The sequence below is a fragment of the Bradyrhizobium sp. 23 genome (assembly GCF_023073295.1).
Taxonomy (GTDB): Bacteria; Pseudomonadota; Alphaproteobacteria; order Rhizobiales; family Xanthobacteraceae; genus Bradyrhizobium; species Bradyrhizobium canariense_D.
Genome location: NZ_JADPJF010000098.1, coordinates 38,591 through 65,254, shown reverse-complemented (window position 1 = coordinate 65,254; position 26,664 = coordinate 38,591). Strand labels below are relative to the sequence as shown.

Here is a 26,664-nt window from a genome sequence, read left to right as displayed (position 1 = left end):
GCCGAGGAAGCCGGCCATGAACAGCAGCCCCCACCAGTCGAAACGGTCGAGCAACTCGAAATGCGGCTCGTCGAAATCGACCAGCGCCAGCACGCCGATGGTGATGCCGATGCCAGGCACGATGTTGATGAAGAACAGCCAGTTCCAGGACATCAGGTCGGTGATGTAGCCGCCGACAGTTGGCCCGATGGTCGGAGCCAGCGTTGCGACGAGCCCGATGATGGGACCGACGATGTGGAATTTGGTGCGTGGGAAAACGGTGTAGGCCGAGGCGAACACCGTCGGGATCATGCCGGCGCCGAGAAAACCTTGCAGCGCGCGCCAGAGGATCATCTCCTCGATGGTGGTGGCGAAGCCGCAGAGCAGGCTCGATGCGGTAAAGCCTGCCGCCGAGATTGCGAACAACAGCCGCGTGCCGAAGGCGCGCGACAAGAATCCCGACAGCGGGATCGCGATCACTTCGGCGATCAGATAGGCGGTCTGGACCCAGGAGACCTCGCTAGAGCTTGCCGACAGGCCGGCCTGGATTTCACTCAGGGACGCCGAGACGATCTGGATGTCCAGGATCGACATGAACATCCCGAACACCATGATGATGAAAGCGAACAACCGCTTCGGTGCGATGCGCTCCGAAGCGGGGTCCGCCATCATGGCAGGTGAAGCGGTCGTGGCGTTCGCCATGGTCTGACCTCGCGGCGCAGGCGCGCTACTGCGGATGGATCATGGTGGCGTCGTCGAGATCGACCTCGCTGTCGGCGTCGGCCGCGCCCTTGTTGGTGTCGACCGTTGCAGTGACCGACATGCCGGCGCGGAGCAGGTTTTGCTTCGCGACCGACTTCGGCACGCGGATGCGGACCGGCACGCGCTGCACGATCTTGGTGAAGTTGCCGGTGGCATTGTCAGGCGGCAGCAGCGTGAACACGGAGCCCGCGCCCGCTGCGATGCTGTCGACGACACCGGAGAACTTGCGCATGCCGTAGGCATCGACCTTGATCGTCACAGGCTGGCCGGGGCGGATGCGCTTGAGCTGGGTCTCCTTGAAATTGGCGTCGATATAGACGTTATCGAGCGGCACGACGTTGCCGAGCCGCTGGCCCACCGCGACGAAATCGCCGGCACTGACGAGGCGGTTCGAGAACGTGCCGTCGACCGGCGCGCGCACCGCGGTGAAGGCGAGATCGCGCTCGGCCTTGGCCAGCGTGGTCTTGAGCTCGGCGAGCTGCGCCTGCGCTTCGGCCTGCTGCGCCTTGGCGACGTCGACATTGCTGAGCGCGACGTCGTAAGCGGCCTGCGCGGCCTTGACCGCGGCAGCGCCCTGGTCGCGTCCGGCTTCGGAGCTCTCGAAGGTGGCGCGCGAGGCAAAACCCTTGTTGCTCAGCGCCTGCTGGCGCTCATAATCGAGGTCAGCGCGCTTGAGGCCGGCTTCGGCGGAGACGAGCTGCGCCCTGGCCTGCGCGACCTGGCTGTCGAGCGCCGCGACCTGGCGGCCGATGCGATCGATGGTGGCCTGCTGGGTCGCGATCCTGGTGGCGGCGGCGTCGACGGCGATCTTGTAGTCGCCGTCGTCGACGCGGAAGACGATGTCGCCGGCGCGCACCGTCGTGTTGTCGCCGGCGAGGATCGAGGAGACGTGGCCGGCAACGCGCGCGCCCAGCATGGTGTTGTTGGCGCGGACATAGGCGTCGTCGGTCGCGACGTAGAAGCGGCCGACCAGCGTGTAATAGCCGGCATAGCTCGCGGCCGCGAGCGCCAGCACGAGCCCTACTCCCATCATCACGAATTTGCGCTTGCCGGACTTCGGCGCGCCGGCGGCGGGCGCGTCTGGGGCTGCGGCCGGCTTGTCGGTCACGGGCTTCTCCGGCGCCTCGCTGGGACGGCGCTTGGTTTCCTCGGCCTCATGAGAGCGCAACTGTTCGGCGAGAGCTACAGACGTCTCGGTGGCAGCGTCACCACCCGCGGGCGCCGGCGTCTCCACGGCGTCCTGGCGAAGGACGCGCGCAGCCTGGTCTCTCACTACGGCCATGGAGGCCTCCCCAAAAAAGCGCGATGAGGGACAACCCGCCCTACGGCCGGTTCCCTCTCACCCATCCCAAATATCATTGACCGAACGGTTCGGTCAATATAGATAATACCCGAACGGACCCTACCGGCCCGAATCCTTTATTTCGGTTTCATCACCCTGGACCGATGCAAAAACTTTCCGAGACCCTGAACCAATGGTTGTACCCGGCCGCGAACACCTCCACGCCGTCCAGGAGGAGGACAGCTCCAAACGCCGCCAGATCCTGGACGGGGCCCGCAAGGTGTTCATGGACCTCGGGTTTGACGGTGCCAGTATGGGCGAGATCGCCCGCGCGGCGCAGGTCTCCAAGGGCACGCTTTACGTCTACTTCGCCGACAAATGCGCGCTGTTCGAAGCGATCCTCGAACAGGAGGCGCTCCAGCACGGTCAGGTCGCGTTCAATTTCGATCCGGCACGCGATGTTGAAACCACGCTGAAGGATTTCGGCCGGGCCTACAACCGTCTGCTGTGCCGGCCCGGCGGCGGATCGGCGATCCGCACCGTGATGGCGATCGCCGAGCGAATGCCCGATCTCGGCCGCCGCTACTATGCGCGGGTGCTGGACAAGTCCATCAACCGTCTCTCCGACTATCTCAAAGCCCACGCCGCCGCCGGCGATCTCGAAATCGACGATTGCGATCTGGCGGCGTCGCAATTCATGGAACTGTGCAAGGCCTCGCTGTTCCTGCCCTTCGTCTTCCAGGCCGCGCCCGCACCGTCGGAAGAGCGCATGAGCGAAGTCGTCGACAGCGCGACGCGGATGTTCCTCGCGGCGTACGGGGCGAAGTAGCGGCAAGGCGGGCCTGCGTTGCAGGCCGCTCCGGCGGCATTATATTCGGGCTCATGTCCCGTGATCTCCGCCCGCCCGTCGATATCCTCCATTACGAGATTGTCCAGGAACAGGCCTCCGCGCTCGGACGGATGGGCCGCACGCTCGAACAGGCGCTGGCGCGCCTGCGCGAGTTCGACGCCGCCCATGCCCTCCCCGAGGTGCCGGCCGCGATGCAGCCGGCCCGACGCAAGCTGGTGATGGAAGCCGGCCACGCGCTCTGGATGTTGGTGGTGCAGCGTGAGGCATCCGGCTTGCGCGACAGCCGCCACATCATGCGGACCTACAATGTCCCGGCCGAGGTGCAGTGCTGCATGGGGCTGGTGCCGGCAGCGTCGAAGCCGGCTCGAAAGTGATTTTCTACGGTGCCTGGCGCTAGACAAGGCCGTTACCACGGCGATGATTACGATGGATGCAAGGGCCTAGAAAGAGGCCAAAAGCCGTGCGGGCGCCTCGCGAGCGGGCCCCCACGACCGAAAACGCCATCCACTCCGAACGGCCGCTTCGGCACCGCTCCTGATGATGGCAATACGTTTCGATCGCCGAGGTAGCAACAGCTACGCCAAACCTTCATCGGGAATATTGAGAACAGCGCCGCATGCTTTGCAATGCACGGCATCGCTCTCATGCCGCTGCAGTCCGCAAGTTGGGCAAGGAAATCTGACCTTGTTCGGACTCAACAATGCGCGCGCAAGATTGAAGAACAGGGTTACGCCGAAAATCATGATCACGACGGTTATCAAACGACCTGTTGTGCCTGGCAAGGTGATATCGCCAAAGCCAGTCGTCGTCAGCGCGGTCACAGTGAAATACAGCGCGTCAGCATAATTCCGAATCTGATCGTTACGAAACTTCTGGGTCTCGTAGACTATCCCCGTCATGACAAATATGAAAACCGCAAGATTGGTGACGGCAAAGATGACCTCCTCGTTGCGACGGAAGAACGAGGAATCCATGCGCAACCTGGCGAGCATCTGGTAGTCACGAAGCATTCCCAGCGTCCGCAAAATCCGCAGAAAGCCGCCAGCCTCGCCAGCCAGGGGCGCCAGGAATGAAACGATGGCGACCATGTCAGCCCATGTCGAGAGGCGGCCGAACTTTCGAAGCGGATGCCGGTCGGCGAGTAGCCGTGCTGAAAAATCGGCCAATATCATTGCGCCGAATAGCAGGTCGAAGGTTTCGATGATCTCACTGGGGTGCAGGAACGACGTCCCGATGATGAACAGTATGGTCACAACATCAAACGCGAGCAAAGCATAGCGGAAACCAACGGCGCTGGGCGTTGTACCCTCGTAGAGGCGACGGACGCGGCTTCTCAGGGAGGTGTGGTTCACAGCTGCCATGCTCGCAGTTTGCACAGATGATTGCAGCTGGGACAACCCTCGCACCCTGGGAGATCTAAGTCAGTGCGACGAGTTCGAGCTAGTTGACGCTTCCGTGACAGTCCGCAGCACCAGCGTCAGGTGGCTGTTACCGGGATGGATTGTCGTCGGCACAACCTCGATGCTATCGGCTCCAAGTTCGCCTGCTTTCTTCCACTGAAACGCAGCGCCGGATCTGCTGTAGACATTCACCCTTTTTGTTTCTCTTCCGCGCTTCTTCCATCCGAGCTTTTGGAGCGTTCTTCGAAGCGGTCAGCGCCCTTCGCTAAATCGTGTCCCGTCTTGCTCTCGTTTTTCGCTTCGTCCTTAGCGGCCGCCTCGCGCAGGCCTTCAGCGGCGCGTTCCCCAGCTTTTGATGATTTTCGTTCGTCATCCATGTGAAGCACCTTTCCTGATAAACAACACGCTTCTCCAGGACTAATCCGTGCCTGTCCCAGATTGGCCATAACAAACTTCAACCGGATCGCTTGGAGATTGTTCCAGTTCGGTTGAAGCTAGTGCGTTTGCTGGCCCAAAGCTGATGTCAGACGAGCCGCGCAGTCCCTGTGCGCTAAAGGACTATCGAAGATTACAAGCAGCATGTGCGCTCCGGTCACAAGCGCTCATCATGCTCAAGGCGGAGACTTCCGTTGCGTCGGTAAGCTGACCCTACTGGTCCACGCCTACTGCTACCTGCTTGCGGAGCGCGGCGAGATCGTTGACGACCATCTTGGTCGGGCCGGTCCAGATGATGCCGTCGTCCTGGAGGCGGCTGAGGATCAGGCTGATCGACTGGCGCGTCGCGCCGATCATGCGCGCGAGATTGGCCTGCGTGATGCGGCCGAGCGATATCGGGCCGCTCTCGTCCTGGGCCGCGTTCTCGCACAGCTTGACCAGCAGCAGCACCAACCGTTCCGCCGCCTTCTGCCCGGCCAGCGTCTGCGCCAGCATCGAATAGGTCTCGCCCTTGAAGCCGAGGCACTCGATCAGCGCGACTGCGAACGGCGGCGACTGCGCGATCAACCGGCGGACCGCATCCTGGTCGAGATGCAGTGCTTCGACGCGCCCGAGCGCGCGGGCCGACCAGCTGTGGCGGTGATCGCCGAGGATATAGGGCGCGCCGACGAAGTCGCCGGCCTCCCAGGTCGACAGCATCAGTTCGCGCCCCTGCGTGCCGGCATGGGTGCTTTCGACGATCCCGTTCAGGATGATGTGGATGCCGTTTGCGGGCTCGCCCTCCCGCAGCAGATATTCGCGGTTCTGGTAGGTCGCGAGCCTGCCGGTTCGCATCACCAGCTCCAGATCGGGCTTGTCCAACGCCTTCAGCACATAACGTCCGGTCCCGGGCCGTGGCAGTTCGGCGCGCGGCTCAGCTGGATCGGCCACCTCATGCGCATCGCTGCGCCCCACGATCGGTCTCCCTTCGAGTGACGGCTCGAAGGCTAGGAGGTCTCCGCTCGGATTGCAACGCGGCGCAGATGTTCTGGCTCGGCCGAAGCCCCCATGAAAGCGCAAGCCAGATCGGTGAGCAGGCGCTCCCGGCCGGCCGGCGCCAGGAACGTGATGCCATAGGGCACGCCGGCTGCGGTGACGGCGTTCGGAACGGCGATGGCGGCCAGCCCAAGCGGGTTGGCGTAGTTGGTGTAATAGCCGTTGTTGAAGTTGGCCGTCAGCGGATCGCGCGCGACGTCGTCGATGCTCAGCACGGTGCCGACCGTCGGCACGACCAGCGCATCATGAACTTGCCAGAAATCGCGCAGCGACCGCTGGACCTCCTTGACCTTGTAGAGTGCACGATAGGCGTCGGCCGCCGTGAACTTCCGGCTGCCGATGACGAGGTCGCGCACGATCTTCACGCCCGCCTCCGGGTTGGCGTCGAGGAATGCGCCGACCGAGACGTCCCGCTCGGCGAGGAAAGGTCCGAAAAACATCAAATCGTTGACCGAAATGAACGGCGCGACATCGACCAATGCGACCGACAGATCGAGCTGCCGCAGCTTGCGGAGTCCATCGCCGAACAGCGCCTCCGTCTCCGCATTGCCGAAGAACCTGAGCTGATCCGGACGCGGCGTTGCGATGTTGAGCGGCCGCGCCGGAGATGCCTGCTCCGTCCATCCGGCGAAATCCACCGGTGAAAAACAGTCCTCGACATCGCGCCGCGCCAACACGCGATAGATCTCGTGGCCATCGCGGGGATCGCGCGTGTAGAGCGAGATGGTATCAAAACTACGGCACGCGTAGACCATGCCGCGCTGACTGAAGGCGCCGGGCGCCGGCTTGAAGCCGGTCACGCCACAATAGGACGCCGGCACCCTGCCCGATCCGCCGGTATCGGTGCCGAACGCAAAGGACGAGGTGCCCGTTGCGACCGATACCGCTGCGCCCGAGCTGGAGCCGCCGGGGATGTAGTCGGGGTTGTGCGGGTTGCGGGCGATGCCATAGGGCGAGCGCACGCCGACGAGGCCGGTCGCGAACTGATCCATATTGGTTTTGCCGAGATAGATCGCGCCGGCGGCGATGGCGTCGGCAACAACCGGGCTCGTGTCTTTCGCGGTGTAGGCGAATTCCGGGCAGGCCGAGGTGGTCTGCTCGTCGGCCACATCGATACAATCCTTGACCGAGAACACGAGGCCGTAGAGCGGCAGCTCGCCGATCTCGCCAATGCGGGCATCGAGCGCGCACGCCCTTGCCATGACGCTTTCGGGATTTGCCGTCGAGATCCAAACGCCGCTCTGGTCGGCGTCGTCAAGGCGCGAAAGCACATGCGCGGCGACATCGGACGGCTTGAGCTCACCGCGGCGATAGGCGGCGCGCAGGTGGCGAGGTGCGATATTCATGTCGGTCACGTACGTGCGGGGATTGGCAATGCGCCGGCGGGACAAGCCCGCCGGCACCGATCCTAGCGGCCGATCGCCTTCTCCAGATAGGCGGGCTGGATGAAGGCTTCGAAGTCGGCGCGCGGCAGCAGCTTCGGCAGGCGCTCCTGTTTCACCAGGAAATCGGCGGTCGAGATCAGCGTGTCGACGAACTTGCCCTTTTTCGCGGATGTGCCGAGATACTCCTCCGTGAGCTGCGTGCTGCAGGGGATCATCCCGGTGCCCTTCATCATTCGCTGCGCGTCCTCGAGAGGCAGCGAAAGCTCTTCCGCGATGATTTCGGCAGTCTTCTCCGGGTTCTTCAGCCAGAAATCGATGCCTTCGCATTCGGCCTTGATGAATTTGTCGACGTAGGACGGATACTTCTCCGCGAACGCGTTCATGACGACGCCGATGTCCCAGGTCGGGTAGCCGCGCTTGGCCATCTCGCCCGAGGTGACGAGGATCTTGCCGCCGTTCTTCACGGCCTTGCCGAGATTCGGCTCCCAGAACCAGGCCGCGTCGATGTCGCCGCGAAGCCAGGCCGCCGCGATGTCCGCCGGCGCGAGGTCCAGAATCTTCATCGAGGCGGGATCGACACCCTCCTCCTTGAGCGCCTGGAGCAGGAGGTAGTGCGTCGTGGAGCCGAACGGCGCCGCCACCGTCTTGCCCTTGAGGTCCTTGAGCGAGGTGATGTTCTTGTCGGCGCGAACCACCATCGACTCGACGTAGTCAAGCATGTTGATCACCAGGATGCCCTTGATCGGCAGGGCGCGGGTCGCGCCGATCGCGGTCGGCGGGTTGCCAAGACCGCCGAAATCGACGTCGCTGCCGGCGATCGCGCGCAGCATGTCACCGCCGCCACCGATCTTGACGTATTTGATGTCGACGCCCGGCATCTCCTTGGCGAGCAGGCCAAGATGCTTGGTGACCAGCTGCGCATTGACCAGGTTCAGATAGCCGACGGTCACCTTCGCCGGCTTGTCCTCGGCGCGGACTGCGGCCGTGAGCGCCAACGTGGTAACCGCGAGCGTCGCAATCAGTCTCTTCATCATGGAGGTCTCCCCTACGATCAGAATTGGATTCAGGCCCACGGCATCAACAGTTTCGCGATGCCGCGCATAAAGAGGTCGAGCACGACGCCGGTGAGACCGAGGACGATCAGCCCCATGATCACGACGTCGGAGAGCAGGAATTTTGCCGCGTCCCAGATCATCCAGCCGATGCCGGCGGAGGCCGCGACGATTTCGGCGGCGACGAGAACGGTGTAGGTGAATCCAAGCGAGATGCGCATGCCGGCCAGAATCAGCGGTCCCGCCGCCGGCAAATAGACGTGAAACAGCAAATGGCGCCGGGTCGCGCCGAGCGACTGGGCGGCGCGCACATAGACCGGGTCCACGCTGGTGACGGCCTGGATCGTCGAGATGACGATGCCCGGCAAGCCGGCAAGAAACAGCAGCGACAGCTTCGAGCTCTCACCGATGCCGAGCCACATCACCAGCAGCGTATAAAGTCCGAGCGGCGGCAGTGGCCGGTAGAACTCGATCAGCGGATTGAGCAGCGCGCGCGCGTTGCGCGACACGCCCATGAGGACGCCGAGCGGGATGCCGATCAGGCAGGCCAGCGTGAAGGCCGTGAGGATGCGATAGAGGCTTGCGCCGAGATGCTGAAGCAGGGTCGCGCCCTGATATCCCTTCGTCATCGTCTTGACGAACGCGGCCCAGACCGCCTGCGGCTTCGGCAGGAACAGCTCGTTGGCCCAGCCCATCTCCGTGACGATGGCCCAGCCGGCCAGCAGCACGGCCACGGTCAGCGTCGAGAGCAGCACCGATCGCGAGACCTTCGGAAGCCGCAGCCGGAAGCTGCCGCGTCGGGTGCGATCCGGCGAGATTGGAATCGTCATGTGGGTCGCCTCGACGCTCATGTCCGCACTCCCAGGATCTGCATGATGGTCAGCGCGTAGATCCGCGTCGCCATCACCGACTTGGTGATCGAGATGTTCTCGTTGTCGACGGCCCAACCGTCTTCTCCGGGACCGAACGTCACCGCATTGATTCCGGCTTCGCGGAAGCGGATCGTGTCGTTGAAGGCATTCTTGCGGTTGACCCCGGGCTCGCGGCCCATCAGACGCCGGTAAACCGCGCGCAAGGAGCGGCAGGGCTCCTCCTCGACCGGCACCGGTTCGGTCGCGTTGACGAACAGCGAGCCCGGCACCTGGCGCACCTCGACCTTGACGTCGTTCACGCCCGCAAAAGTGTCCCGTCCGAGACGCTCGATGTCCGCAATCACGCTCGATAGCGTCATGCCCGGCACGATGCCGACCACGGCGAGCGTGATGGTGCAGGCATCCGGGGAGAACTGCATCTCGCCGGGCAGGCCGGACCGAATCCGCACCACGGCGCAGCAGGGCGGCGTATGCCCCATGAACTTGCTGTGGACATGGGTGAACGCCATGTCCTTCAACCTCGGCAACAGCTTTGCCGCTTCCATGATGGCGTTGACGCTGATGTCCGGTCGCCAGATGTGCGACTTGATGCCGTGAACGGTGAGCTCGATCAGGCAGTGGCCGGAATTGGCCACCGATAGGTTCATGCCCCAATCCTTGTTGACGTCGCCCCAGGCGGTCGGCTCGGCGGTGATCTCGTAGTCGGCGGTCAGGCCAACCTTGTTGAGCATGTAGATGGAGCCTTCGGTGCCGTTCCGCTCCTCATCGACGGTGTAGCAGCACATCAGGGTGCCATCGAACTTCACGCCCGCTTCGGTCAGGGCCTGCACTGCCAGCAACGATGCCGCGAGGTTTCCGCGCGTGTCGGACGTGCCGCGCGCATAGAGCAGATCGCCGTGGCGCGTCGCCTTGAACGGATCGAAATCCGTCATGTGCCATTTCTCGGGCTCGACGGCCGGATAGGTGTCGAGATGGTCGTTGAGAATGAGCGAGGGGGCGCCGTCCCGTCCCTTGAGCACGCCCAGCACGTTCGGCCGGTGCGGCTGCGCGCTGTGCTTGGTGACCTCCATGCCGAGCGCTTCGAGCTTGCCCGCGACCAGCATCGAGATCGCCTCTTCCTCGGCGGGCGGCAAATCGGGATCCAGCGGATTGCCGGAACGGGGCTGGCCGGTGCGGATCAGCTCGGATGCCAGTTCAAGCCAGCGCTCCTCCGTGATGCGCGACAGCACGCGCTGTTCGAGATCCGAATAAGGAGGGCTGACAGGCATCTGCATGACGGGATCCGCTGGCTCACGGCGCCGGCAGCGCCGCTTCGTGGCGGCCTCCTCATTGCAGCGACCGTGCCAACTGCGGGAAAAGCCCGTCGCGGCAGGATTGTATCGATGATTTCAATGGCTTAGGCGAGGTTTGCGCGTGCGCAAATTTTTGCGCCCGAGATGCGCTCTGCCAAAGACGCGGCGTCGACTGAACAGGCAGGGCTCAGCGCGAGGCGGGCCGGCCTGGGGTCGTAGCCCGCATGGAGCGCAGCGGGATGCGGGAACGCCGTCCCCGGAATGCGCTTAGCTCCATCCAGGCTACGGGTCGCACGCGCGCCTCAATCGTCGGCGTACTCGTCCTCTTCGTGCTTGCGCAGCGTGCTCTTGCGCGTACCCAGCGAGCCGGTGATGGTGGGATCGCGCCTGCTGGCGTAAGGGTTGCGCTGCTGCGCCCGCCCGGCGACCTCTTCGCCGGAGACGGCGGCGGGCTGGCAGATCAGCCGGCGGTTGGCGCGGCGCATCAGATCGACGTGGATGTGATCGTAATGATAGACGTTCGAGCCCGGCGCCAGCACCGTGGTGAAATGCACGCACGCGCCCGACTGCACGTCGCGCAGGAAGCCCTGCTCTTCCGGCATGCCGCGCCAGCCATCCTTCACGGTGACGCGGCGGCCGTCGGCGAGCACGAAGGCGGCGATGTCGAGCGCGTTGCCGAAGGCGTGCTCTGAAATATGGGCATGCGAATTGCCGTTCATGCCGCGGCAGGAATAGGCGGAGATCTGCTTGATCTCCGCGACGCGGGTGCCGAACCAGCGCATCGCCGAGGGCTGCACGGTATCGGCAAGCCAGCGGTCGAGCTCGGATACGATCGGACAGGCCAGCGTCGCAACCGGCTTGATCGCAACAGGGCCGACGGCGGTGACGGGATTGCCCTGTGCCGGACCAAGACGCGGCAGCGGTTGCTGCGCAGGCGCCTGCGAGTACGGCGCCGGCCGCGCCGGATAGCTCGGTGCATTCATGTAGCGCGACGCGCCCGCGGCATCGGTGCCCTCAGGCGGCAGATCGATCTCGTCTTCCTGCTGCGCCACACCGGGCGCATTCAGAGGCATTGGACCAGGGGAAGCGCCATAGCCGGAGGGCTGGCGCACCGCGGTCTCGGGATAGTTTGAGCGTTGTGGATAGGACGATGCCGGATAGTTCTGGCTCTGCGGGTAATTCGATCGGGGCTGCGTCACCGGCCAGCGCGGCTGGTTGCCGACGCTACCGGGCGGTCGCAATTCCTCGTCGGCAAAGCCGTAGCTGCTCGAGCCTTCGCCGAGGGCGGCGACTTTGAGCGGAAACTCCGCGCCGCACATGCCCGGCCCGGAAATCGGCTCGATACGGACGAGATCCGGCCCTTCTTTCACCGCGCCTGATTTCAGGCATGCGGCTTCGGCCTCGGCCCGCCACGGTTCGCGTTCGGCCTGGAAGACGCCGCGTCCGCAACCCGCTAACGAAACAAGGACGATGGAGCCGACGAGATACAAACGAACTCCGCGCGTCATGCACGCACGTTCGGTGAATTTACTTAAAGACTCTTCAACGTGTTGATTTCAGTGTTCTTTAACCATGTCGGCCGGCGCCAGCAGGAGCGCTGCCGGTGACGAGCGACAGCAAGGCTGACTTTTTCGAAAAGAGACTCTCTGTTAACCGTGATCCTCTCGCGCAAGGCGGCGCGACAGCGGGAGCGACCTCATGACGTTCGCCGGGAGACTGAGCGTTATCACCGCGTACCTCGCCATGGCCTTTGTCGGTGCCATCGTGCTAGGCATGATCTAGCGGCTTCAGCCGGAGGTATCGAACGCTTCCCTTACGACCGCGCGCTCCACTGCCGCGACGTCGTGATCAGCTTCTCCGGCCGCTCTTCGGCTCGCGTCCAGTCGTTGCCGGAACACCAGAAATGGCCCAGTGCGCAGGCTTCGACGTGAAGCTTGCCGGAGCTCTTCAGCGTCATCCTCGCATAATAGGTACTGCCGCTGGAGCGGCTGTAGATGTTGCCGGTCCAGACGTCGTGCGTTTTCGGCTTCATGTTGACGAGCACGCTCTCGCCCCTGGTCGATGCTTCAGTCAGCGCGAAGCCGCACAGTGCAGGACCGCAGCGTTCGATGCGGACCGTGCCCTTGGCGCCTGCGCTCTCCCATTCGCCGAGCGGCAAATAGGAGAGTTCGTCGTCGCCGCGCTCAGGGCTCGTCACGGCCTGCTCGAGCTGCGGCCTTGGCGCGACGACGAGTGCCTCCATGCGCGGCGGATCGAGCGCGACGGTCTTCGGCGGATCCGTCTGCGGTAGCTCCACCCGTGGCGGATTGGAGCTTGGCGCCTGCGGCAGGACAATTGGCTGCGAGGTCGTTGAGGCAAGGACAGGAGCCGTCTGCGCCGTCGCAGGCGCGACCGCAATCGCTTGCGCTGGCCTGACCGGAGCCACGGGATAGAGCGGCTGCGGCGGCGGAAGCACCGGCGCAGGGGCTGGCGTCGTGTCGACGTCAGGCCGAAAGCTGCGATGGGAGGAAACCGAGACACAGGAAGCCGATCGGCAATTCCTGGGCGCCTCGACCTGAAATCGATGACCGGCAATCGAGAACGCGTAAGACCCGGCCTCGGCTGCGGGCGCAATCGCCAGCAGCGCGATCAATGTGCCAAGCGAAGTCACAAGCCGCGTCATCGGCGCCTCCCTCTGTGTGGCGACGACGTTACGCAAATGGAATCGCGACCGAATGTGCGCTGCGTCACCCAGCCGCGGCGAGCCGTTGTGACGTCTATCACAGAACGTCCGGCCAGCCCGGCGTAGGGTCGAACCACGCTTCATCCACCCGCGACTTCAGTCCCATCGGGACCACACATCTTCGGAGGTTGTCATGAACAAGCTCACCATCGCCGCCACCGCCCTCTTCCTCGCGTCCACCGCCGCCGCGCATGCCGGCAATGCGATCTCGTTCCAGATCGAAGGCCAGAACATCCGCATCGAGACGCCACGCAACTGCGCCTCGCTCAATTGCGTGACCATCATCGCGCCGGGCCTCTCGGACAAGCCGATCAAGCTGAACAACATCAACCTCAAGGGCCTTGGCTCCAAAGACGATGACGTCGACACCACGCCGGCTCCTGCCACGACCGCGCAGCCCGCGCCGGCTCCGGTGCAGCAGCATCCCGTGCAGCAGCCCCCGGTGCAGGCGACTGCGCCGGCAGCGCCCGCTATCGCAGCACCGAGCACGACGGTTGCCGCTGTTCCGTCCGTCGGTTACGACGCCACGACGCAGACCGCGCCCGTTGCGGCTCCCACTCCTGCGCCCGCGCCGGTCGCGGTTGCTCCGGCCCCGGTGCCCGCCGCGCCTGTCGCGGTTGCCAACACACCGATCGGCGTCTGGGCCACCGAAGAGAACAAGGGCAATGTCCGCGTCGAACAGTGCGGCGTCAATCTCTGCGGCTACGCCGCAAAGACCAACGAGCGCATCCTGATCAACATGAAGCCCGACGGCGCGAAGTGGAGCGGCCGTATCCACGATCCCGACTCCGGCCGCAATTACGACTCGACGATCGCGATGAAGGGCCCGAATGCAATGCGCGTGCAGGGCTGCGCCTTCGGCGGCATGTTCTGCGGCGGCCAGACCTGGAAGCGCGTGAGCTGACGCCGCAGGCGTCGTCTCCAACACATGCACATTCTTCGTCATGCCCGGGCTTGTCCCGCCTGCGCGGCCGAAGCCGCTTCGGCGAGGCGAAGGCCCGGGCATCCACGTTCTTAGTCCCGCGCTTCAAGGCGTGGATGGCCGGGGCAAGCCCGGCCATGACGGTGGAGAGGCTTGGCCGCAAGCTAGCATCGCGTACCGTTTGAACGTTCACCGCCTCCGTGCGATAGACATTCATCCGCCGTTCAGCTGTACGCGGCTGATATCGGTCGATCTCTCACCGGGATTCTTCGTGACTCTTACCGTGGCCTGGCGCCGCTTCATGTTCGCGCTTGTGCTGCTGGCGTCGCCGCCGGCCGGCGCGAGCGTTGCGTTCGGATTCGATGCGATCGAGCTTGCGCAGGCGCAGCCAGAAGCGCAGCCGTCGCCCGCCCCTTCGCCGACGCCATCGGCTTCACCCGCTCCCGCGACCGAGGCGCAGCCCGCTGCCGTCGAGCCGATCGGCAACGTTGCGACGGTGACGGGCATCGCGACCGTGATCCGCGACAAAAATTCCTATCCGCTGCGCGTGCGCGACGACATCTATCTCAACGACGTCGTGCAGACTTCGTCGAACTCATCGCTCGGCATCACCTTCGACGACGCGACCACGTTCAACCTCTCCGCCAGCACGAAGATCACCATCGACACTTACGTCTATGAGGACGGCGGCAAGCACAACGCAGGCATCTTCGACATCGGCAAGGGCACGGTCGCCTTCGTCGCGGCGGCGGTGGCAAAGACCGGCGACATGAAGATCACGACGCCGACGGCCACGCTCGGCATCCGCGGCACCACGGGCGTGGTCGAGGTGCCGGAAGGCGCGGCCGCGAACAAGACCAACAACGTCAACATCAAGCTCTATCCCGACGCCGATGGCCGGGTCGGACACATCGACGTCGACGACCGCACAAGTGGGACCCGGCTCGGCGCGCTGACGCAAGGCGCGAGCGGTTTTGCGATCCGGCCGGGCGCAGCCGCGGCCGGCGTCATGCGCTTTGCCGCGGTGCCGATCACGATTCCCGCACAGCAGATCGCGCGCGACCGCGGCTTCGTCAGCCAGGTGCATCTGGCGCAAACCACGGGCCGGCAGATCGTCACCGAGCAGCGCGACTTCCGCCGCGCCAATCCGACCGCGAGCCCGCGCATTCCGCGGCCGTTCCAGCCGCCGCAACAGCAACAATTGCGGCCGAACACGGCGCCAGGACAACAGCCGCAACAGCCGCAGCGGCAGGGCCAAGCGCCGGGCCAAGGTGGCGCCGTGCAGCCCGGTACGCCGCGCGTAGGTCAGGGTCAGCAGCAACAAGGCCAGAAACAAGGCGCGGGACGTCCGGCAGGCCCACCGCGCGCCGGTCAAGGCACGCAGCCTGACGGCACCCCGCAAACCCGGCCGCGACGCGGTGGACAGAGTCCGACGCAGCCCGGCGGAGTCGCGCCGCCGCAGCCGGGCGGAACGCAACAGCAGCCCGGTCCGCAGCCGCAACTGCCGCGCACCGGCATGCAACCCGGCCAGCCGCCCGCTGCTCAACAGCCGGGCCTGCAACGCCCGGGCGGATTCCAGCAGCGCCTCCCCGCCGCACAACGCCCCGCAGCGCCGCGACGGCCAGCGCCAGTTCCGAAGGAGAAGGAGCGGCGGTGACTTTCTTCCTTCTCCCCTTGTGGGAGAAGGTGGCGCGAAGCGCCGGATGAGGGGTTCTATCGGCGAAAACTCATCGACAGCTTCACGCGTGGAGAGAGACCCCTCACCCGCCTCGCCGCTTCGCGGCGAGCCACCCTCTCCCACAAGGGGCGAGGGTGCACCGTCAACGCGGGGCGAGGTGAAGAAAACTCACGCCTCTCCGCGTAGCCAGGCTTTCATCTTCTGCAACAGGCCGTGCCGCAACTCGCCCACCGAGGCTGCTTCAGCCGGTGTCAGTGTCTGCAAAGCCGCATCGACATCGTCGGTCGCCAGCGGTGGCGGCTCGGGCGCAGGCGAAGATGCAAGCCCCGCCGCCGCGAGCGCGATCGGGCCAACCTGGGTCAGGAACACGCGCTCATACTCGCGCGACAGGCGCGCGAGCGCGTCTTCCAGGGGCAGCCAGTCGACCGCCTTGATGTCGTTCATCAGCTTGCGGACGGGACCGCCCCCGGCCTCCATGCGCCAGAAATGCACGACCTTGGAGCGGCCACCTGACTGATAGACGAGCGTACCCAAAAATTCGTGGATGGCGACGTCGTGGCCGGTCTCTTCCCGCACTTCGCGATGCGCAGCTTGCTTCGGCGTCTCGCCGTCGTCGAGCTTGCCCTTGGGCAAAACCCATTCGTTGCGCTTGCGCTGGCGCACGACGGCAATCAGCGGCGACGCACCTCGCTGCAGCACAATACCACCCGCCGCCATGACCGGCGCCCGTGCCATCACCCAATCCGTCGTCGTAGAAACGTCCCCACCGACGATATAAGCGGCCGCCGCGGCGGATTGAAGGCTAGTTTTTTCTCAGCAACGCTTGACCTGCGCGAATGCGCGTGCCTTCGGCGATGCCGTCGCAGAAGGTGAAATCGCCGGGCGCGAGAATGATGATGGTCGAGCCGTGCTCGAACCAGCCGAGCTCCTCGCCCTTGCTCACGTTGACGTCGCAGGGAAAATTGACCGGCCCCCTGGCCTGCGCATTCAGCACCATGTCGAGGAAGTGCAGGCGGATGCTTGCCACCAGGATCGCGGCGACCGGCACCAGCGTCACGGCCTCGCCAGTTGATAGATGCGTGCGGATCACCGCGCGCTCGTTCTTGCAGAACAGGCGCTCGACGCGCTTCAGCGCGATCGGGTTGACGTTCCAGACATCGCCATGGATCAGCGTGACGCGCTCGATATGTGCGTCATAAGGCGCGTGGAAGCGGTGATACATGCTTGAGGTCAGCCGCAGCGTGACGAAGGACCCGTTGCGGTGCTGGTCGACCAGCACGGAATCGCCGAGCAAATCGAGCAGCGAGTACGGCGCGCCCTTGACCTGGAACAGCTCGGTATCGGCGATCCGGCCATGGGCGCCGACGATGCCGTCGGACGGACTCGCGACAATGGACGGGTCCGGATCAAAGGGCCGCAGGCCCGGCTTGAGCTCCCGGGTGAAGCAGTCGTGCAGGCTCCGGAAATGGGTTTTGCGTGCCTCCGACAGATCGAGGTCGGAGAACAGCTTCCACAGCGCGATGGAGCCGTCCCGCACCAGCGGGTTCTCGATCTTGGAGAACCAGCCCATGAACCGGGTCAACGCGGCGCGCGGGATGCGGTTGGTCAACAGGAAGTTGAGGTCTTCCTGCTGGGTGAAAGAGGCGATGAGGGCTTTGACTGTCATGAATCTGTCAGCTCGCAGTATTAGCGCTTGTTGTCATGGAAACGACACTCCCGATTCTTTCTTTGTCCGTGGCCGCCGCAGCGTCTGCTGCCGCCGCCTTCCCGAAGATCAAGGCGCGGATCGAATTGTCCCGCGCCAAGCACCGCTCGCTCGCCGGACACTCCAAGATGTCGCGCCGGGTGGCAAAGCTGCTTCCGTTCTACGAATTCGAAGGCGATGCCTACTTTGCCTGCGACGGCGCGCCGGCGAACATCGCAGGCCTGCGCAGGGACGGCTTCTTCCGCCTCGCAAGCCTTTACGCCGAGCGCTACCCCAAGGGCCGCGCGATGACGAAGGAAGCGGCGGAAAAGATCTCCGACCTGCACTTCACCGAGACCTACCGCGTGCCTTTCCAGTTCTCGCGTCTCGTTCGCGAGCATTTGGGCACCTCGACCTTCGTGGAGTCCTCGCGCGGCGTCACCGTCACGGATGTCGACGGCAACACCTCCTACGACCTCACGGGGTCCTACGGTGTCAACATCTTCGGCAACGACTTCTACAAGGAGTGCATCGAAGGCTCCGAGAAGCGGGCGCACGCGCTCGGACCGGTACTCGGACCCTACCATCCCGTCATCCTCGAGAACGTGGCGCGGCTGTGCCAGATCTCGGGCCTCGACGAAGTGTCCTTCCATATGTCCGGCACCGAGGCCGTGATGCAGGCAGTGCGGCTCGCGCGCTACCACACCAGGCGCACGCATCTGGTCCGTTTCGCCGGCGCCTATCACGGCTGGTGGGGCGACGTGCAGCCCGGCGTCGGCAATCCGATTCCCGCGCACGAGACTTACACCCTCGCCGAGATGTCGGAGAAGACGCTGCACGTGCTGCGCACGCGCAAGGACATCGCCTGCGTGCTGGTCAATCCACTGCAGGGCCTGCATCCGAACGGCAACGCGCCCGGCGATTCCTCGCTGGTCGATTCCTCCCGGGGCGGTAATTTCGACCGCGCGGCCTACACCGAATGGCTCAAGCAGCTGCGCGAGGTCTGCACTGAGCGCGACATCGTGCTGATCTTCGACGAGGTCTTCGTCGGCTTCCGTCTCGCTGCCGGCGGCGCCCAGGAATACTTTGGCGTCAAGGCCGACATGGTGACCTACGGCAAGAGCCTCGCCGGCGGCCTGCCGGTCGGCGTGGTCTGCGGCAAACGCGAGCTGATGCGCCGCTTCCGCGACGACCGCCCCGCCGACGTCTGCTTCGCCCGCGGCACCTTCAACTCGCACCCCTACGTCATGACGGCGATGGACGAGTTTCTGAGCCGGCTCGCCAGCCCGAATTTCCGCGCCGTCTATGACGGACTGGACGAGACCTGGAACGGCCGCGCGCAAAAGCTCAACCAAATGATGAGCGATGCCGACCTGCCGGTGCGGTTCGCAAACTTCTCGTCGATCTGGACGGTGAAATACACCACGCCGTCCCGCTACAACTGGATGCTGCAATATTACCTGCGCGCTGAAGGCCTGTCCTTGAGCTGGGTCGGCACCGGCAGGCTGATCTTCAGCCTGAACTACACCGACGCCGATTTCACCGAGGTCGCCGAGCGTTTCGTCCGCGCGGCCGAGAAGATGAAGGCCGACGGCTTCTGGTGGCACGATGGCGTCCTCACCAACAAGACCATCAAGCGGCAGATCCTGAAAGAGATGCTGGCCAAGCGCTTCGGGCGCTGAGGCTGGTTCCTCCAACGGCGTCATGGCCGGGCACAGCCGTCCGAAGGACGGCGTCGCTTCCGCTCGCCTATGCCCGGCCAGCCACGCGTCTCCGCGCGAGACCTCCAAGACGTGGATGCCCGGGCCTTCGCCTCGCCGAAGCGGCTTCGGCCGCGCAGGCGGGACGAGCCCGGGCATGACGCAACCATCAGACATCGGAGGCCTTGGTGAGAACGGCGCGCTCAGGCGTGCTGCTCTTCGAGCGTGGGCTCACCGATGAGGCCCAGCGTGTGCTCGGGCTTGAGATGCAGGCCGGGATCCATCAGCTCGCCACGCATCAGCGCCAGCGGCGCGTTGCGGTAGAGCATCAAATCGTGGAAGGGGTCGGTCAGGATCTTCGTCATCCAGACGAGACCGGTCTCGACGTCGCGGATGAAGAACAGGTGCACCGTGCGGAACATGAGACCGCCGCCGCCGACGACGAGCCAGATCTTGGCCACTTGCCGCATGAAGTCGGTCGCGCCCGCCCAAGGCGTGAACAGTCCGAACAGAGTCGGATCGACCAACAGCACCACCGGCGACAGCGCCCAGATCGACATCAGCACCACCTTGCGCCGAAGGTTGTAGCCGACCTTGATCTCTTCCTTGTGCTCGTGCGTCGCCTGGTTGATCTGGTCGTAGCCATGCGGCTCGAAGAAGAAGTGGCCGGCCTGGCGCGAGGTCATCGAGACCAGCCAGCCCACCAGCGCGGAGACCATGGGGTCGACGAACAGCCAGACATAGGCGAACAGGAAGCTCAGCGCGCTGACAAAGTGCAGGCTCTGATTGATGCGGCTGTGGTGATAGTAGCGATGGTCGTCCCAGCGCTGGATCCGCAGCTGCTCGAGATAGTTCTTGATCATGCTCTCCCCCAAATGCTTTCGGGTTCAGGATTTACAGGGATTCGATGTAGGCCGTGTGACATCATCATTTTGTCATGTGACGATGCGCAGCGGCGCGATGACGCACGGGTTACGTGAGCTTGGATCAAGCCGCCTTGGCGACGTCGATCTTGCGGAATCGCACCAGCGAGAAATGACCGAGCGGCGGGATCAGGCGGCGCTCGGCGAGCTCGATGCCGTCGGCACCGGCCAGCCATTTGGCATAACGCGACCAGGCGAACTCGGCGGTGCGGAAACCGAGCGGACGTACCACCGGCTGCAGCTTCTGCTCGATGAAGCGGCGCATGCCGGTATCGGCGCTGACGCGGGTGAGGATGATCAGCTCCCCGCCCGGGCGCAGCACGCGGGCGAATTCGTCAAGCGCAACTTCCGGATTCGGCACGGCGGTGACGACGTATTGCGCCATCACGACGTCGAAGGAGTTGTCGGGGAATTCGAGCTTCTCGGCATCCATCACCGCGAGGCCTTCGACGTTCTCTAGGCCGCCCTCGACGACGCGCTGGCGCGCCTTGTCGAGCATCGCCTCCGAGATGTCGGTGCCGAAGATGCGCAGATGCGGCGCGTAGAGCGGCAGCGAGATGCCGGTGCCGACGCCGACCTCGAGCACCCGGCCGCCGATCTTGTTGGTGGCCGCGATCGCGGCCTGCCGGCCTTTTGCGAACACGCCTCCGAACACGAGGTCGTAGACCGGTGCCCAACGATCATAGGCCTGCTCGACCGTGCCACGGGTGAGGTCGAGCTGCTGGGTGCCGTCAAGGTTCATGATCTTAGCCATCGATGAGGTTCTCGCTGTGGTCGAACGGGATCAGCCGCGCACCGGCCGCCGCGCCATGCGAGGCGAGGCGCGCAAGACGCGGCTGGGCTGAAGTGAAGTGAGGTTGCCGACGAATTGGCGCGCGCTGTTTTCCCAGGAGCGCTCCAGCGCGAAGTTGCGGCAGGTCTCGCGCGACATGGTCAGTGCGCGCAGGCACGCTTCGCGCAAATCGTGGTCGATCGCGCCGATCGGATGATCTGCGATGACGTCCTTCGGTCCCGTCACCGGAAACGCCGCAACCGGCGTGCCGCAGGCGAGCGCTTCGAGCTGCACCACGCCGAACGTGTCGGTCAGGCTCGGAAACACGAACACGTCAGCGGCGGCGAGGTGCGCGGTGAGGTCAGCGCCCTTCTTCTCGCCGAGGAAGACCACGTCGGGAAATTTCTTTTCAAGGCCGGCCTTCTGCGGACCGTCGCCGATGACGACCTTGGTGCCGGGCAGGTCGAGCGAGAGGAAAGCCTCGAGGTTCTTCTCCACCGCCACGCGGCCCATCGTCATGAAGATCGGCCCGGGCAGATCGAGCTTGGCTGGAGAGTCCGGATGAAACAGCTCGGTGTTCACGCCGCGGGTCCAGAAGCCGAGCCGCTTGAAACCGCGCTCGGACAGCTCCTGCCGCAGCGAGGGCGTCGCGACCATCGTCATGGCGGCGGCATCGTGGAAGTGGCGCAGCACGGCGTAGCCGACGCTCGCGGGGATGCCGGTTCGCACCGAGACGTATTCGGGAAAGCGCGTGGTGTAGGAGGTGGTGAAGGCGAGCCGGTTGCGACGGCAATAAGCCCGCGCCGCCCAGCCGATCGGCCCTTCGGTCGCGATGTGCAGCGCCTCCGGCGCCGCCCTCTCGATCCGCCGCCCAATCTCCCTGCCGCTCGGCAGCGCAATGCGCAGCCCCGGATAGGTCGGCAACGGCCATGACCGAAAGCCGTCCGGCGTCAGGAAGTCGATCTCGACATCCAATGCCTTGGCCGCGCCAGCCAGCGAGGTCAGCGTCCGCACCACACCGTTGACCTGCGGATGCCAGGCGTCAGTCGCGATTAATACCCGCATGGGGAAATCCCGAGATTTTTATGATTCTCGGCTTAGGACCATCAACCACGGATATTTCAGGCGTGTGACGTCATGGAAGTGTCGGCCCGCTGTTTTGTTCGTTAACGGGTCCGCGCAGCCACGAAACCGTCATGAAACAATCCTTTCCGCCATGAAACCGTTTTCGGTTTTCCGCGCAAACGTCCCGAAACTTCTTGCCGTTAGTGATCTAGGCAACAGAGCACCGCAACGGTGCCGGGTGACCAAGAAACACCGCGCAAACAGGGGCGACCGATGATCAATCTGGAGACGTTGAAGACTTATTCGCGCGCCGTTGCGTTTGGCGCAGTGGCTGTCACCGCGATCGCGTTCGCCGGCCCGGCCAAGGCCGCGCCTGTGCAGCTCTTCCCCTTCTTCCAGCCGCTGCCGCCGATCGCAGCGCCGCAGCCGTACCAGCCTTATCAAGCGACGCCCTATCGGGCCGCGCCGTCCGAGGAGCAGGACGCGGTCGAAACGCCGGCCCGCTTCCGCCGCCAGACCGTCTCCTATGCGACGCGTGAGGCGCCGGGCACCATCATCATCGATACGCCCAACACCTATCTCTATCTCGTGCTCGGCAATGGCCAGGCGATGCGCTACGGCATCGGCGTCGGCCGCGACGGTTTCACCTGGTCCGGCACCCAGTCGGTGACCAAGAAGGCGGAGTGGCCGGATTGGACCCCGCCGCCGGAGATGATCGCCCGCCAACCCTATCTGCCGCGCCACATGGCCGGCGGTCCCGGCAATCCGCTCGGCGCCCGCGCCATGTATCTCGGCGGCACCATCTACCGCATCCACGGCACCAACGCACCCGACACCATCGGCAAGCACGTCTCCTCCGGCTGCATCCGCCTGACCAATGACGATGTCGCGGACCTGTACTCCCGCGTCAACGTCGGCACCAAGGTGATCGTGCTGCCGATGACGGAGCGCCGCGCAGAACTCGGAGCCGCAACGCGGTAAGCGACAGGACATTGTGACGCAAGCGGCCCCGGAACCCACCGGGGCCGTTTTCGTTGGCCCTCTGCATACCGATGCGCGCGCGTGCTGCGGCGCGATCCCCGATGGAGGCGCGAATGCAATCACGTCCGCAAACGCCGCAAGGCAAATGCCTGCGCGCGATCGCTGCCGCCGTGGCACTGCTGCTGACCGTGCCCACCTCGCGCGCACAGCAGCCGGGGAGCGACGATGCAGCCCAGCAAGCCTTCAACAATTCCTGCCGCACCTGCCACTCGGTGAAAGAGGGCGACAATCGTCTGGGCCCCAACCTCAACAAAATCGTCGGACGCAAGGCCGGCGCGCTGCCGAACTACAACTATTCTTCGTCGATGAAGGAAGCCGGCTTCGTCTGGGACCAGGACAAACTCACCCGCTTCATGCTCAAGCCGGACGAGGTCGTCTCCGGCAACAAGATGCAGCCCTATGGCGGCGTCTCGGCGGAGGAAGCGGGCAAGATCGTTGCCTATTTGCAGGCGGCTTCGCAGTAGGGCCACCGGCCCCGCCGATCTGCGATCAGCCTCAGCCACGCCGCCGAATGAAACGCGCTCATCAGCAGATACATCGGCACCATCCCGCCGAGCATCGCCCCATGTCCGGAGCCACACAGCATGTCCGCCGGGCCATCAAGCATGGCCGTCAGTACGGCCATGATCGCGAAGGTCGGCGTCGCCGCCAGCCCCAACCATCTGGCGAGGTGGCGCGCAGCCACCACACCGTTGCGGCTCGCGCCGGCCATTGCGCTGACGGGACTAGTCACGTCCTTCAGCCGCCTCCTCGCGAAAAGCCTTCTCGCCCGCGGTCGAGATCTCGACCCATCTCTTGTCGGGCGCCGCACCTTCGGTGTAGCTGTCGTGCCAGTTCCACCATTTGTAGGTCGGCGTCTGCGGATAGCCTTTCGGCGAATCCTCCCAGACCTCCTGCCGTCCCAGCGGCGTGATGTCGAGGTAATTCCAGGTGCCGCCCATCTGCTCGTCGCCCCGGCTCTTGACGAAATAGGTGCGGAAGATCCGGTCGCCGTCGCGGAAGAACACGTTGGTCCCGTGCCACTCGTCGACGCCGAAATCCGCATCGAAACTGTCGGTGACGGTGACCCATGGCATGGTCCAGCCCATCCGCTGCTTCAGCCTGCTGATATCGGCCTGCGGTGCGCGCGAGGCGAACACCAGCGTGGTGTCGCGGGCATTGAGGTGCGCGACATGCGCGACCTGGTCGGCCACCATGGAGCAGCCGCGGCAGGCATGATCCGGCCAGCCGAACACGCCCGGCTCGAAGAACGCACGGTAGACGATCAGCTGCCGCCGGCCCTGGAACAGGTCGTGCAGACTGACCTTGCCGCCCGGCCCCTCGAACGCATAGGTTTTGGTCACTTCCATCCACGGCATGCGCCGGCGCTCGGCCGCCAGGGCATCGCGGGCACGGGTATGCGCCTTTTCCTTCACGAGCAGTTGCTGACGGGCGGCCTCCCAGTCCTGCGGCGACACCACCGGCGGTGTTTGCATGGCGGCTTGTCCGTTATTTCCTGCGTTGTCAGCTGATGTCATCATGGCTCTCCAACTTTTCCCGGGCGGCCGTTCCGTATCTCGCTATGCAAGATGCGGAACCGCTCGCCCCTCGCCGCACATTGTCGGCCGTCAACGATCTCTCGCACCGGACGGTTGCGTGGTGGGAGTAACAAGTGTGGCGGGATTTGAATGGAGTCGCTGATCACGGCCGCGGCGCGCGCGCTCCAAGCCGGCGATCCGCTCGGCGCGCTGAACCGCGTTGCGCTGCGCAACGATGCACCTTCGCTGGCGCTGCGCGGCATCGCGATGGCGCAACTCGGCGATCTCGCCAAGGCGAAGACGCTGCTGCGCAGCGCCGCACGTGCCTTCGGCCCGAGAGAGGCGGTCGCGCGGGCAAGATGCGTCGTCGCGGAGGCCGAGATCGCACTCGTCTCGCGCGACCTGAATTGGCCGGCCAACACGCTCGTGGCCGCGCGGGCGACGCTCGCAAGCCACGGTGACCTCGCCAACGCGGCCCATGCGGGTCACATCGAGGCGCGCCGACTTCTCCTTCTCGGGCGCCTTGACGAGGCCGAACGCACGCTGGCCGACATCAAGTCCACGCCGCTGCCCCCGGCTGCGCAGGTCGGCCGCGAACTCGTGATTGCCGGCATCGCGATCCGGCGGCTCAGAACGAAAGACGCGCGCGCGGCGCTCGGGCGCGCGGCGAGCGCAGCACGACAGGCCGGCATTCCCGCGCTTGCGGCCGAGGTCGAAGGCACGAGCCGCGTGCTCGACACGCCCGCAGCGCGCTTGATCACGCGCGGGCACGAACGGCCGCTACTGCTCGAGGAGGTCGAGGACCTCGTGACATCGGAGGCGCTCGTGGTGGACACGTTCCATCACGCGGTTCGCAGGCGAGGCATCCTCGTGCCGCTCGGAACGCGGCCGGTGCTGTTCGCACTCGCGCGCATCCTGGCGCAGGCCTGGCCGGCCGATGTCTCGCGGGAAGGGTTGATCACGGGAGCGTTTCAGGCAAGGCACGTCGATGAATCGCATCGCGCCCGGCTGCGCGTCGAAATCGGGCGGCTCCGCACCAAGCTCAAGCCTCTGGCCGACGTCAGCGCGACCAGGCAAGGTTTTGCGCTGACGCCGCGCAACACGCGGCAGGTTCTCGTCCTCGCACGGCCCGTCGAGGAGAAGCACGCCAATGTGCTCGCCTTCCTCTCTGATGGCGAGCCCTGGTCGAGTTCGGCGCTCGCGCTGGCGCTGGGAACGAGCGCGCGCACCGTGCAACGGGCCCTCGAAGAGCTGGCGCGATCGAACAAGGTGCAGTCCTTCGGACACGGACGGGCGCGGCGCTGGATGACGCCGCCCGTGCCGGGTTTCCCGACAGGCTTGTTACTCCCCGGACCGCTCATGAAGACGTAAAGTGGGATTCACACCGCAGGGACCGAGCAGATGAAACGTTCAGCCGCCGAGATCGTCAGGGAATACGGGCCCTATGCAGGCGTCGAAGCCGTGCACGGCGTCACCTATGACGGCAGCCTTATGTGGTTCGCATCCGGCGACAGATTGAACGCGGTCGACCCGGCCGATGGCAAGATCACCCGCTCCATCGATGTCGCCGCGCATGCGGGAACGGCGTTCGACGGCCGCCACCTGTTCCAGATCGCCGAGGACCGCATCCAGAAGATCGACGCTGTGACCGGCAAGGTGCTCGCCACCATCCCGGCACCCGGCGGCGGCGGCGATTCCGGACTGGCCTGGGCCGAGGGCTCGCTCTGGGTCGGACAGTATCGGGAGCGCAAGATCCATCAGGTCGATCCCCAGACGGGAAAAATTCTCCGCACCATCGAAAGCAAGCGCTTCGTCACCGGCGTGACCTGGGTCGACGGCGAGCTCTGGCACGGCACCTGGGAAGGCGAGGACAGCGACATCAGGCGGATCGACCCCGAGACGGGCAAGGTGCTGGAGCAGCTCGACCTGCCCGCCGGGACGATGGTGTCAGGATTGGAGTCCGATGGCGGCGACCGTTTCTTCTGCGGTGGCGGAGATCGCGGCAATGTGAGGGCGGTGCGCCGTCCGAAGCGCGGCTAGGTACGCGAGGACGAATGCGCGGCAACGGTGCGTTCGCGGCCGTTAATATGTTTGCCCCAATTCCACCCCATCGGTGGGCTCTAGCGCCCTCCTTGCCTGCCCTGTAGACTTCTGCCCCGGGGCGGCCTGGGGGATTGATGCGACTGACGCTGAACTTGAAAACTGTCCTGATCGCCGTCGCGGTGCTCGCGGCGTCGTTTTTCATCAGCCTGAAGGCGATGGACTGGCTGTCGCCGCGGGCAACGAATTCCGCGCC

At 65.0% G+C, this 26,664-nt stretch carries 27 protein-coding genes; 9 read left to right on the top strand and 18 right to left on the bottom strand.

What is annotated here, in order from left to right; genetic code table 11:
• A partial coding sequence (locus IVB32_RS24135) for an MFS transporter (protein WP_247411683.1) occupies window positions 1-681 on the bottom strand: 681 nt, incomplete at its 3' end.
• A 25-nt stretch (window positions 682-706) separates the two neighbouring features.
• A complete protein-coding gene (locus tag IVB32_RS24130; protein ID WP_247370202.1) occupies window positions 707-2,023 on the bottom strand; it encodes an HlyD family secretion protein in 1,317 nt (438 codons plus the stop codon).
• Between the two features lie 193 nt (window positions 2,024-2,216).
• Between IVB32_RS24130 and IVB32_RS24125 the strand changes: the two genes are divergently transcribed.
• Together IVB32_RS24125 and IVB32_RS24120 are read left to right on the top strand one after the other, a co-directional pair.
• Window positions 2,217-2,852, top strand: a complete 636-nt coding sequence (locus tag IVB32_RS24125) for a TetR/AcrR family transcriptional regulator (RefSeq protein WP_247370200.1) — start codon at window positions 2,217-2,219, stop codon at window positions 2,850-2,852.
• A gap of 53 nt (window positions 2,853-2,905) precedes the next feature.
• Window positions 2,906-3,247: a DUF6665 family protein gene (locus IVB32_RS24120; protein WP_085385392.1), complete on the top strand. Its 342-nt coding sequence runs from the start codon at window positions 2,906-2,908 to the stop codon at window positions 3,245-3,247.
• Window positions 3,248-3,448: 201 nt separating this feature from the next.
• Here the strand turns inward: IVB32_RS24120 and IVB32_RS24115 are convergent, their stop codons facing one another.
• The 9 genes from IVB32_RS24115 to IVB32_RS24075 all read right to left on the bottom strand — a co-directional run bounded on the left by IVB32_RS24115 (window position 3,449) and on the right by IVB32_RS24075 (window position 13,006).
• Window positions 3,449-4,234, bottom strand: a complete 786-nt coding sequence (locus IVB32_RS24115; protein WP_247370198.1) for a potassium channel family protein — start codon at window positions 4,232-4,234, stop codon at window positions 3,449-3,451.
• A 227-nt stretch (window positions 4,235-4,461) separates the two neighbouring features.
• On the bottom strand, window positions 4,462-4,650 hold the full coding sequence (locus IVB32_RS24110) for a hypothetical protein (RefSeq protein WP_085385390.1): 189 nt from the start codon (window positions 4,648-4,650) through the stop codon (window positions 4,462-4,464).
• Window positions 4,651-4,921: 271 nt separating this feature from the next.
• The gene (locus IVB32_RS24105; RefSeq protein WP_085385389.1) at window positions 4,922-5,662 is read right to left on the bottom strand and encodes a Crp/Fnr family transcriptional regulator; all 741 of its coding nucleotides are present in this window, start codon (window positions 5,660-5,662) and stop codon (window positions 4,922-4,924) included.
• A gap of 32 nt (window positions 5,663-5,694) precedes the next feature.
• Window positions 5,695-7,089, bottom strand: a complete 1,395-nt coding sequence (locus tag IVB32_RS24100) for an amidase family protein (RefSeq protein WP_247370196.1) — start codon at window positions 7,087-7,089, stop codon at window positions 5,695-5,697.
• Between the two features lie 62 nt (window positions 7,090-7,151).
• Window positions 7,152-8,162, bottom strand: coding sequence for an ABC transporter substrate-binding protein (locus tag IVB32_RS24095; protein ID WP_247370194.1), 1,011 nt, complete (start codon window positions 8,160-8,162; stop codon window positions 7,152-7,154).
• 29 nt (window positions 8,163-8,191) lie between these two features.
• Entirely contained in the window at window positions 8,192-9,031 is an 840-nt protein-coding gene (locus IVB32_RS24090; RefSeq protein WP_085361422.1) for an ABC transporter permease subunit, read from the bottom strand.
• Window positions 9,028-10,326 (bottom strand): M20 family metallopeptidase, encoded by a 1,299-nt coding sequence (locus IVB32_RS24085; RefSeq protein ID WP_085361423.1) that lies wholly within the window; start codon window positions 10,324-10,326, stop codon window positions 9,028-9,030. The genes IVB32_RS24090 and IVB32_RS24085 overlap by 4 nt, the downstream gene beginning before the upstream one ends.
• A gap of 320 nt (window positions 10,327-10,646) precedes the next feature.
• The gene (locus IVB32_RS24080) at window positions 10,647-11,852 is read right to left on the bottom strand and encodes an extensin family protein (RefSeq protein WP_247294886.1); all 1,206 of its coding nucleotides are present in this window, start codon (window positions 11,850-11,852) and stop codon (window positions 10,647-10,649) included.
• Between the two features lie 305 nt (window positions 11,853-12,157).
• Window positions 12,158-13,006, bottom strand: a complete 849-nt coding sequence (locus IVB32_RS24075; protein ID WP_247294888.1) for a DUF2147 domain-containing protein — start codon at window positions 13,004-13,006, stop codon at window positions 12,158-12,160.
• Between the two features lie 193 nt (window positions 13,007-13,199).
• Between IVB32_RS24075 and IVB32_RS24070 the strand changes: the two genes are divergently transcribed.
• Window positions 13,200-13,970, top strand: coding sequence for a DUF2147 domain-containing protein (locus IVB32_RS24070; RefSeq protein ID WP_247294890.1), 771 nt, complete (start codon window positions 13,200-13,202; stop codon window positions 13,968-13,970).
• Window positions 13,971-14,259: 289 nt separating this feature from the next.
• Window positions 14,260-15,645: a FecR domain-containing protein gene (locus tag IVB32_RS24065; RefSeq protein ID WP_094183504.1), complete on the top strand. Its 1,386-nt coding sequence runs from the start codon at window positions 14,260-14,262 to the stop codon at window positions 15,643-15,645.
• A gap of 189 nt (window positions 15,646-15,834) precedes the next feature.
• On the opposite strand, the gene IVB32_RS24060 is transcribed toward IVB32_RS24065, so the two are convergent.
• On the bottom strand, window positions 15,835-16,401 hold the full coding sequence (locus IVB32_RS24060; RefSeq protein WP_247294934.1) for an NUDIX hydrolase: 567 nt from the start codon (window positions 16,399-16,401) through the stop codon (window positions 15,835-15,837).
• A 67-nt stretch (window positions 16,402-16,468) separates the two neighbouring features.
• Window positions 16,469-17,332, bottom strand: coding sequence for an archaetidylserine decarboxylase (asd, locus tag IVB32_RS24055; RefSeq protein WP_247294936.1), 864 nt, complete (start codon window positions 17,330-17,332; stop codon window positions 16,469-16,471).
• 35 nt (window positions 17,333-17,367) lie between these two features.
• Here asd and IVB32_RS24050 point away from each other — a divergent pair, with 35 nt between their 5' ends.
• Complete coding sequence (locus IVB32_RS24050) at window positions 17,368-19,032, top strand: aminotransferase class III-fold pyridoxal phosphate-dependent enzyme (RefSeq protein WP_026232679.1); 1,665 nt, start codon at window positions 17,368-17,370, stop codon at window positions 19,030-19,032.
• Window positions 19,033-19,253: 221 nt separating this feature from the next.
• On the opposite strand, the gene IVB32_RS24045 is transcribed toward IVB32_RS24050, so the two are convergent.
• The 3 genes from IVB32_RS24045 to IVB32_RS24035 form a co-directional block, all read right to left on the bottom strand.
• Window positions 19,254-19,913: a hypothetical protein gene (locus IVB32_RS24045; RefSeq protein ID WP_085349114.1), complete on the bottom strand. Its 660-nt coding sequence runs from the start codon at window positions 19,911-19,913 to the stop codon at window positions 19,254-19,256.
• Window positions 19,914-20,037: 124 nt separating this feature from the next.
• Window positions 20,038-20,727: a methyltransferase domain-containing protein gene (locus IVB32_RS24040; protein ID WP_085349115.1), complete on the bottom strand. Its 690-nt coding sequence runs from the start codon at window positions 20,725-20,727 to the stop codon at window positions 20,038-20,040.
• A gap of 30 nt (window positions 20,728-20,757) precedes the next feature.
• On the bottom strand, window positions 20,758-21,810 hold the full coding sequence (locus tag IVB32_RS24035; RefSeq protein WP_247294938.1) for a glycosyltransferase family 1 protein: 1,053 nt from the start codon (window positions 21,808-21,810) through the stop codon (window positions 20,758-20,760).
• Between the two features lie 273 nt (window positions 21,811-22,083).
• Here IVB32_RS24035 and IVB32_RS24030 point away from each other — a divergent pair, with 273 nt between their 5' ends.
• Complete coding sequence (locus IVB32_RS24030) at window positions 22,084-22,791, top strand: L,D-transpeptidase (RefSeq protein ID WP_085385382.1); 708 nt, start codon at window positions 22,084-22,086, stop codon at window positions 22,789-22,791.
• Between the two features lie 113 nt (window positions 22,792-22,904).
• Complete coding sequence (locus IVB32_RS24025; protein ID WP_039799008.1) at window positions 22,905-23,315, top strand: c-type cytochrome; 411 nt, start codon at window positions 22,905-22,907, stop codon at window positions 23,313-23,315.
• On the opposite strand, the gene IVB32_RS24020 is transcribed toward IVB32_RS24025, so the two are convergent.
• Together IVB32_RS24020 and IVB32_RS24015 are read right to left on the bottom strand one after the other, a co-directional pair.
• On the bottom strand, window positions 23,291-23,584 hold the full coding sequence (locus tag IVB32_RS24020; protein WP_039798961.1) for a hypothetical protein: 294 nt from the start codon (window positions 23,582-23,584) through the stop codon (window positions 23,291-23,293). The two genes, IVB32_RS24025 and IVB32_RS24020, sit on opposite strands and share 25 nt — an antisense overlap.
• Entirely contained in the window at window positions 23,577-24,371 is a 795-nt protein-coding gene (locus IVB32_RS24015; RefSeq protein ID WP_085385381.1) for a DUF899 domain-containing protein, read from the bottom strand. Before IVB32_RS24015 ends, IVB32_RS24020 begins: the two co-directional genes overlap by 8 nt.
• Window positions 24,372-24,518: 147 nt before the next feature.
• Between IVB32_RS24015 and IVB32_RS24010 the strand changes: the two genes are divergently transcribed.
• Window positions 24,519-25,739 (top strand): helix-turn-helix domain-containing protein, encoded by a 1,221-nt coding sequence (locus IVB32_RS24010; RefSeq protein WP_085385380.1) that lies wholly within the window; start codon window positions 24,519-24,521, stop codon window positions 25,737-25,739.
• A 30-nt stretch (window positions 25,740-25,769) separates the two neighbouring features.
• The gene (locus IVB32_RS24005; protein ID WP_085385379.1) at window positions 25,770-26,408 is read left to right on the top strand and encodes a PQQ-binding-like beta-propeller repeat protein; all 639 of its coding nucleotides are present in this window, start codon (window positions 25,770-25,772) and stop codon (window positions 26,406-26,408) included.
• Window positions 26,409-26,664: the final 256 nt, after the last annotated feature.

Bases quoted from the DNA above. Each gene is read 5' to 3' on its own strand.
- IVB32_RS24130 (WP_247370202.1), bottom strand. From the start codon at position 2,023: ATGGCCGTAGTGAGAGACCAGGCTGCGCGCGTCCTTCGCCAGGACGCC.
- IVB32_RS24125 (WP_247370200.1), top strand. From the start codon at position 2,217: ATGGTTGTACCCGGCCGCGAACACCTCCACGCCGTCCAGGAGGAGGAC.
- IVB32_RS24120 (WP_085385392.1), top strand. From the start codon at position 2,906: ATGTCCCGTGATCTCCGCCCGCCCGTCGATATCCTCCATTACGAGATT.
- IVB32_RS24115 (WP_247370198.1), bottom strand. From the start codon at position 4,234: ATGGCAGCTGTGAACCACACCTCCCTGAGAAGCCGCGTCCGTCGCCTC.
- IVB32_RS24110 (WP_085385390.1), bottom strand. From the start codon at position 4,650: ATGGATGACGAACGAAAATCATCAAAAGCTGGGGAACGCGCCGCTGAA.
- IVB32_RS24100 (WP_247370196.1), bottom strand. From the start codon at position 7,089: ATGAATATCGCACCTCGCCACCTGCGCGCCGCCTATCGCCGCGGTGAG.
- IVB32_RS24095 (WP_247370194.1), bottom strand. From the start codon at position 8,162: ATGATGAAGAGACTGATTGCGACGCTCGCGGTTACCACGTTGGCGCTC.
- IVB32_RS24090 (WP_085361422.1), bottom strand. From the start codon at position 9,031: ATGAGCGTCGAGGCGACCCACATGACGATTCCAATCTCGCCGGATCGC.
- IVB32_RS24085 (WP_085361423.1), bottom strand. From the start codon at position 10,326: ATGCAGATGCCTGTCAGCCCTCCTTATTCGGATCTCGAACAGCGCGTG.
- IVB32_RS24080 (WP_247294886.1), bottom strand. From the start codon at position 11,852: ATGACGCGCGGAGTTCGTTTGTATCTCGTCGGCTCCATCGTCCTTGTT.
- IVB32_RS24075 (WP_247294888.1), bottom strand. From the start codon at position 13,006: ATGACGCGGCTTGTGACTTCGCTTGGCACATTGATCGCGCTGCTGGCG.
- IVB32_RS24070 (WP_247294890.1), top strand. From the start codon at position 13,200: ATGAACAAGCTCACCATCGCCGCCACCGCCCTCTTCCTCGCGTCCACC.
- IVB32_RS24060 (WP_247294934.1), bottom strand. From the start codon at position 16,401: ATGGCACGGGCGCCGGTCATGGCGGCGGGTGGTATTGTGCTGCAGCGA.
- asd (WP_247294936.1), bottom strand. From the start codon at position 17,332: ATGACAGTCAAAGCCCTCATCGCCTCTTTCACCCAGCAGGAAGACCTC.
- IVB32_RS24050 (WP_026232679.1), top strand. From the start codon at position 17,368: ATGGAAACGACACTCCCGATTCTTTCTTTGTCCGTGGCCGCCGCAGCG.
- IVB32_RS24045 (WP_085349114.1), bottom strand. From the start codon at position 19,913: ATGATCAAGAACTATCTCGAGCAGCTGCGGATCCAGCGCTGGGACGAC.
- IVB32_RS24040 (WP_085349115.1), bottom strand. From the start codon at position 20,727: ATGGCTAAGATCATGAACCTTGACGGCACCCAGCAGCTCGACCTCACC.
- IVB32_RS24035 (WP_247294938.1), bottom strand. From the start codon at position 21,810: ATGCGGGTATTAATCGCGACTGACGCCTGGCATCCGCAGGTCAACGGT.
- IVB32_RS24030 (WP_085385382.1), top strand. From the start codon at position 22,084: ATGATCAATCTGGAGACGTTGAAGACTTATTCGCGCGCCGTTGCGTTT.
- IVB32_RS24025 (WP_039799008.1), top strand. From the start codon at position 22,905: ATGCAATCACGTCCGCAAACGCCGCAAGGCAAATGCCTGCGCGCGATC.
- IVB32_RS24015 (WP_085385381.1), bottom strand. From the start codon at position 24,371: ATGATGACATCAGCTGACAACGCAGGAAATAACGGACAAGCCGCCATG.
- IVB32_RS24010 (WP_085385380.1), top strand. From the start codon at position 24,519: ATGGAGTCGCTGATCACGGCCGCGGCGCGCGCGCTCCAAGCCGGCGAT.
- IVB32_RS24005 (WP_085385379.1), top strand. From the start codon at position 25,770: ATGAAACGTTCAGCCGCCGAGATCGTCAGGGAATACGGGCCCTATGCA.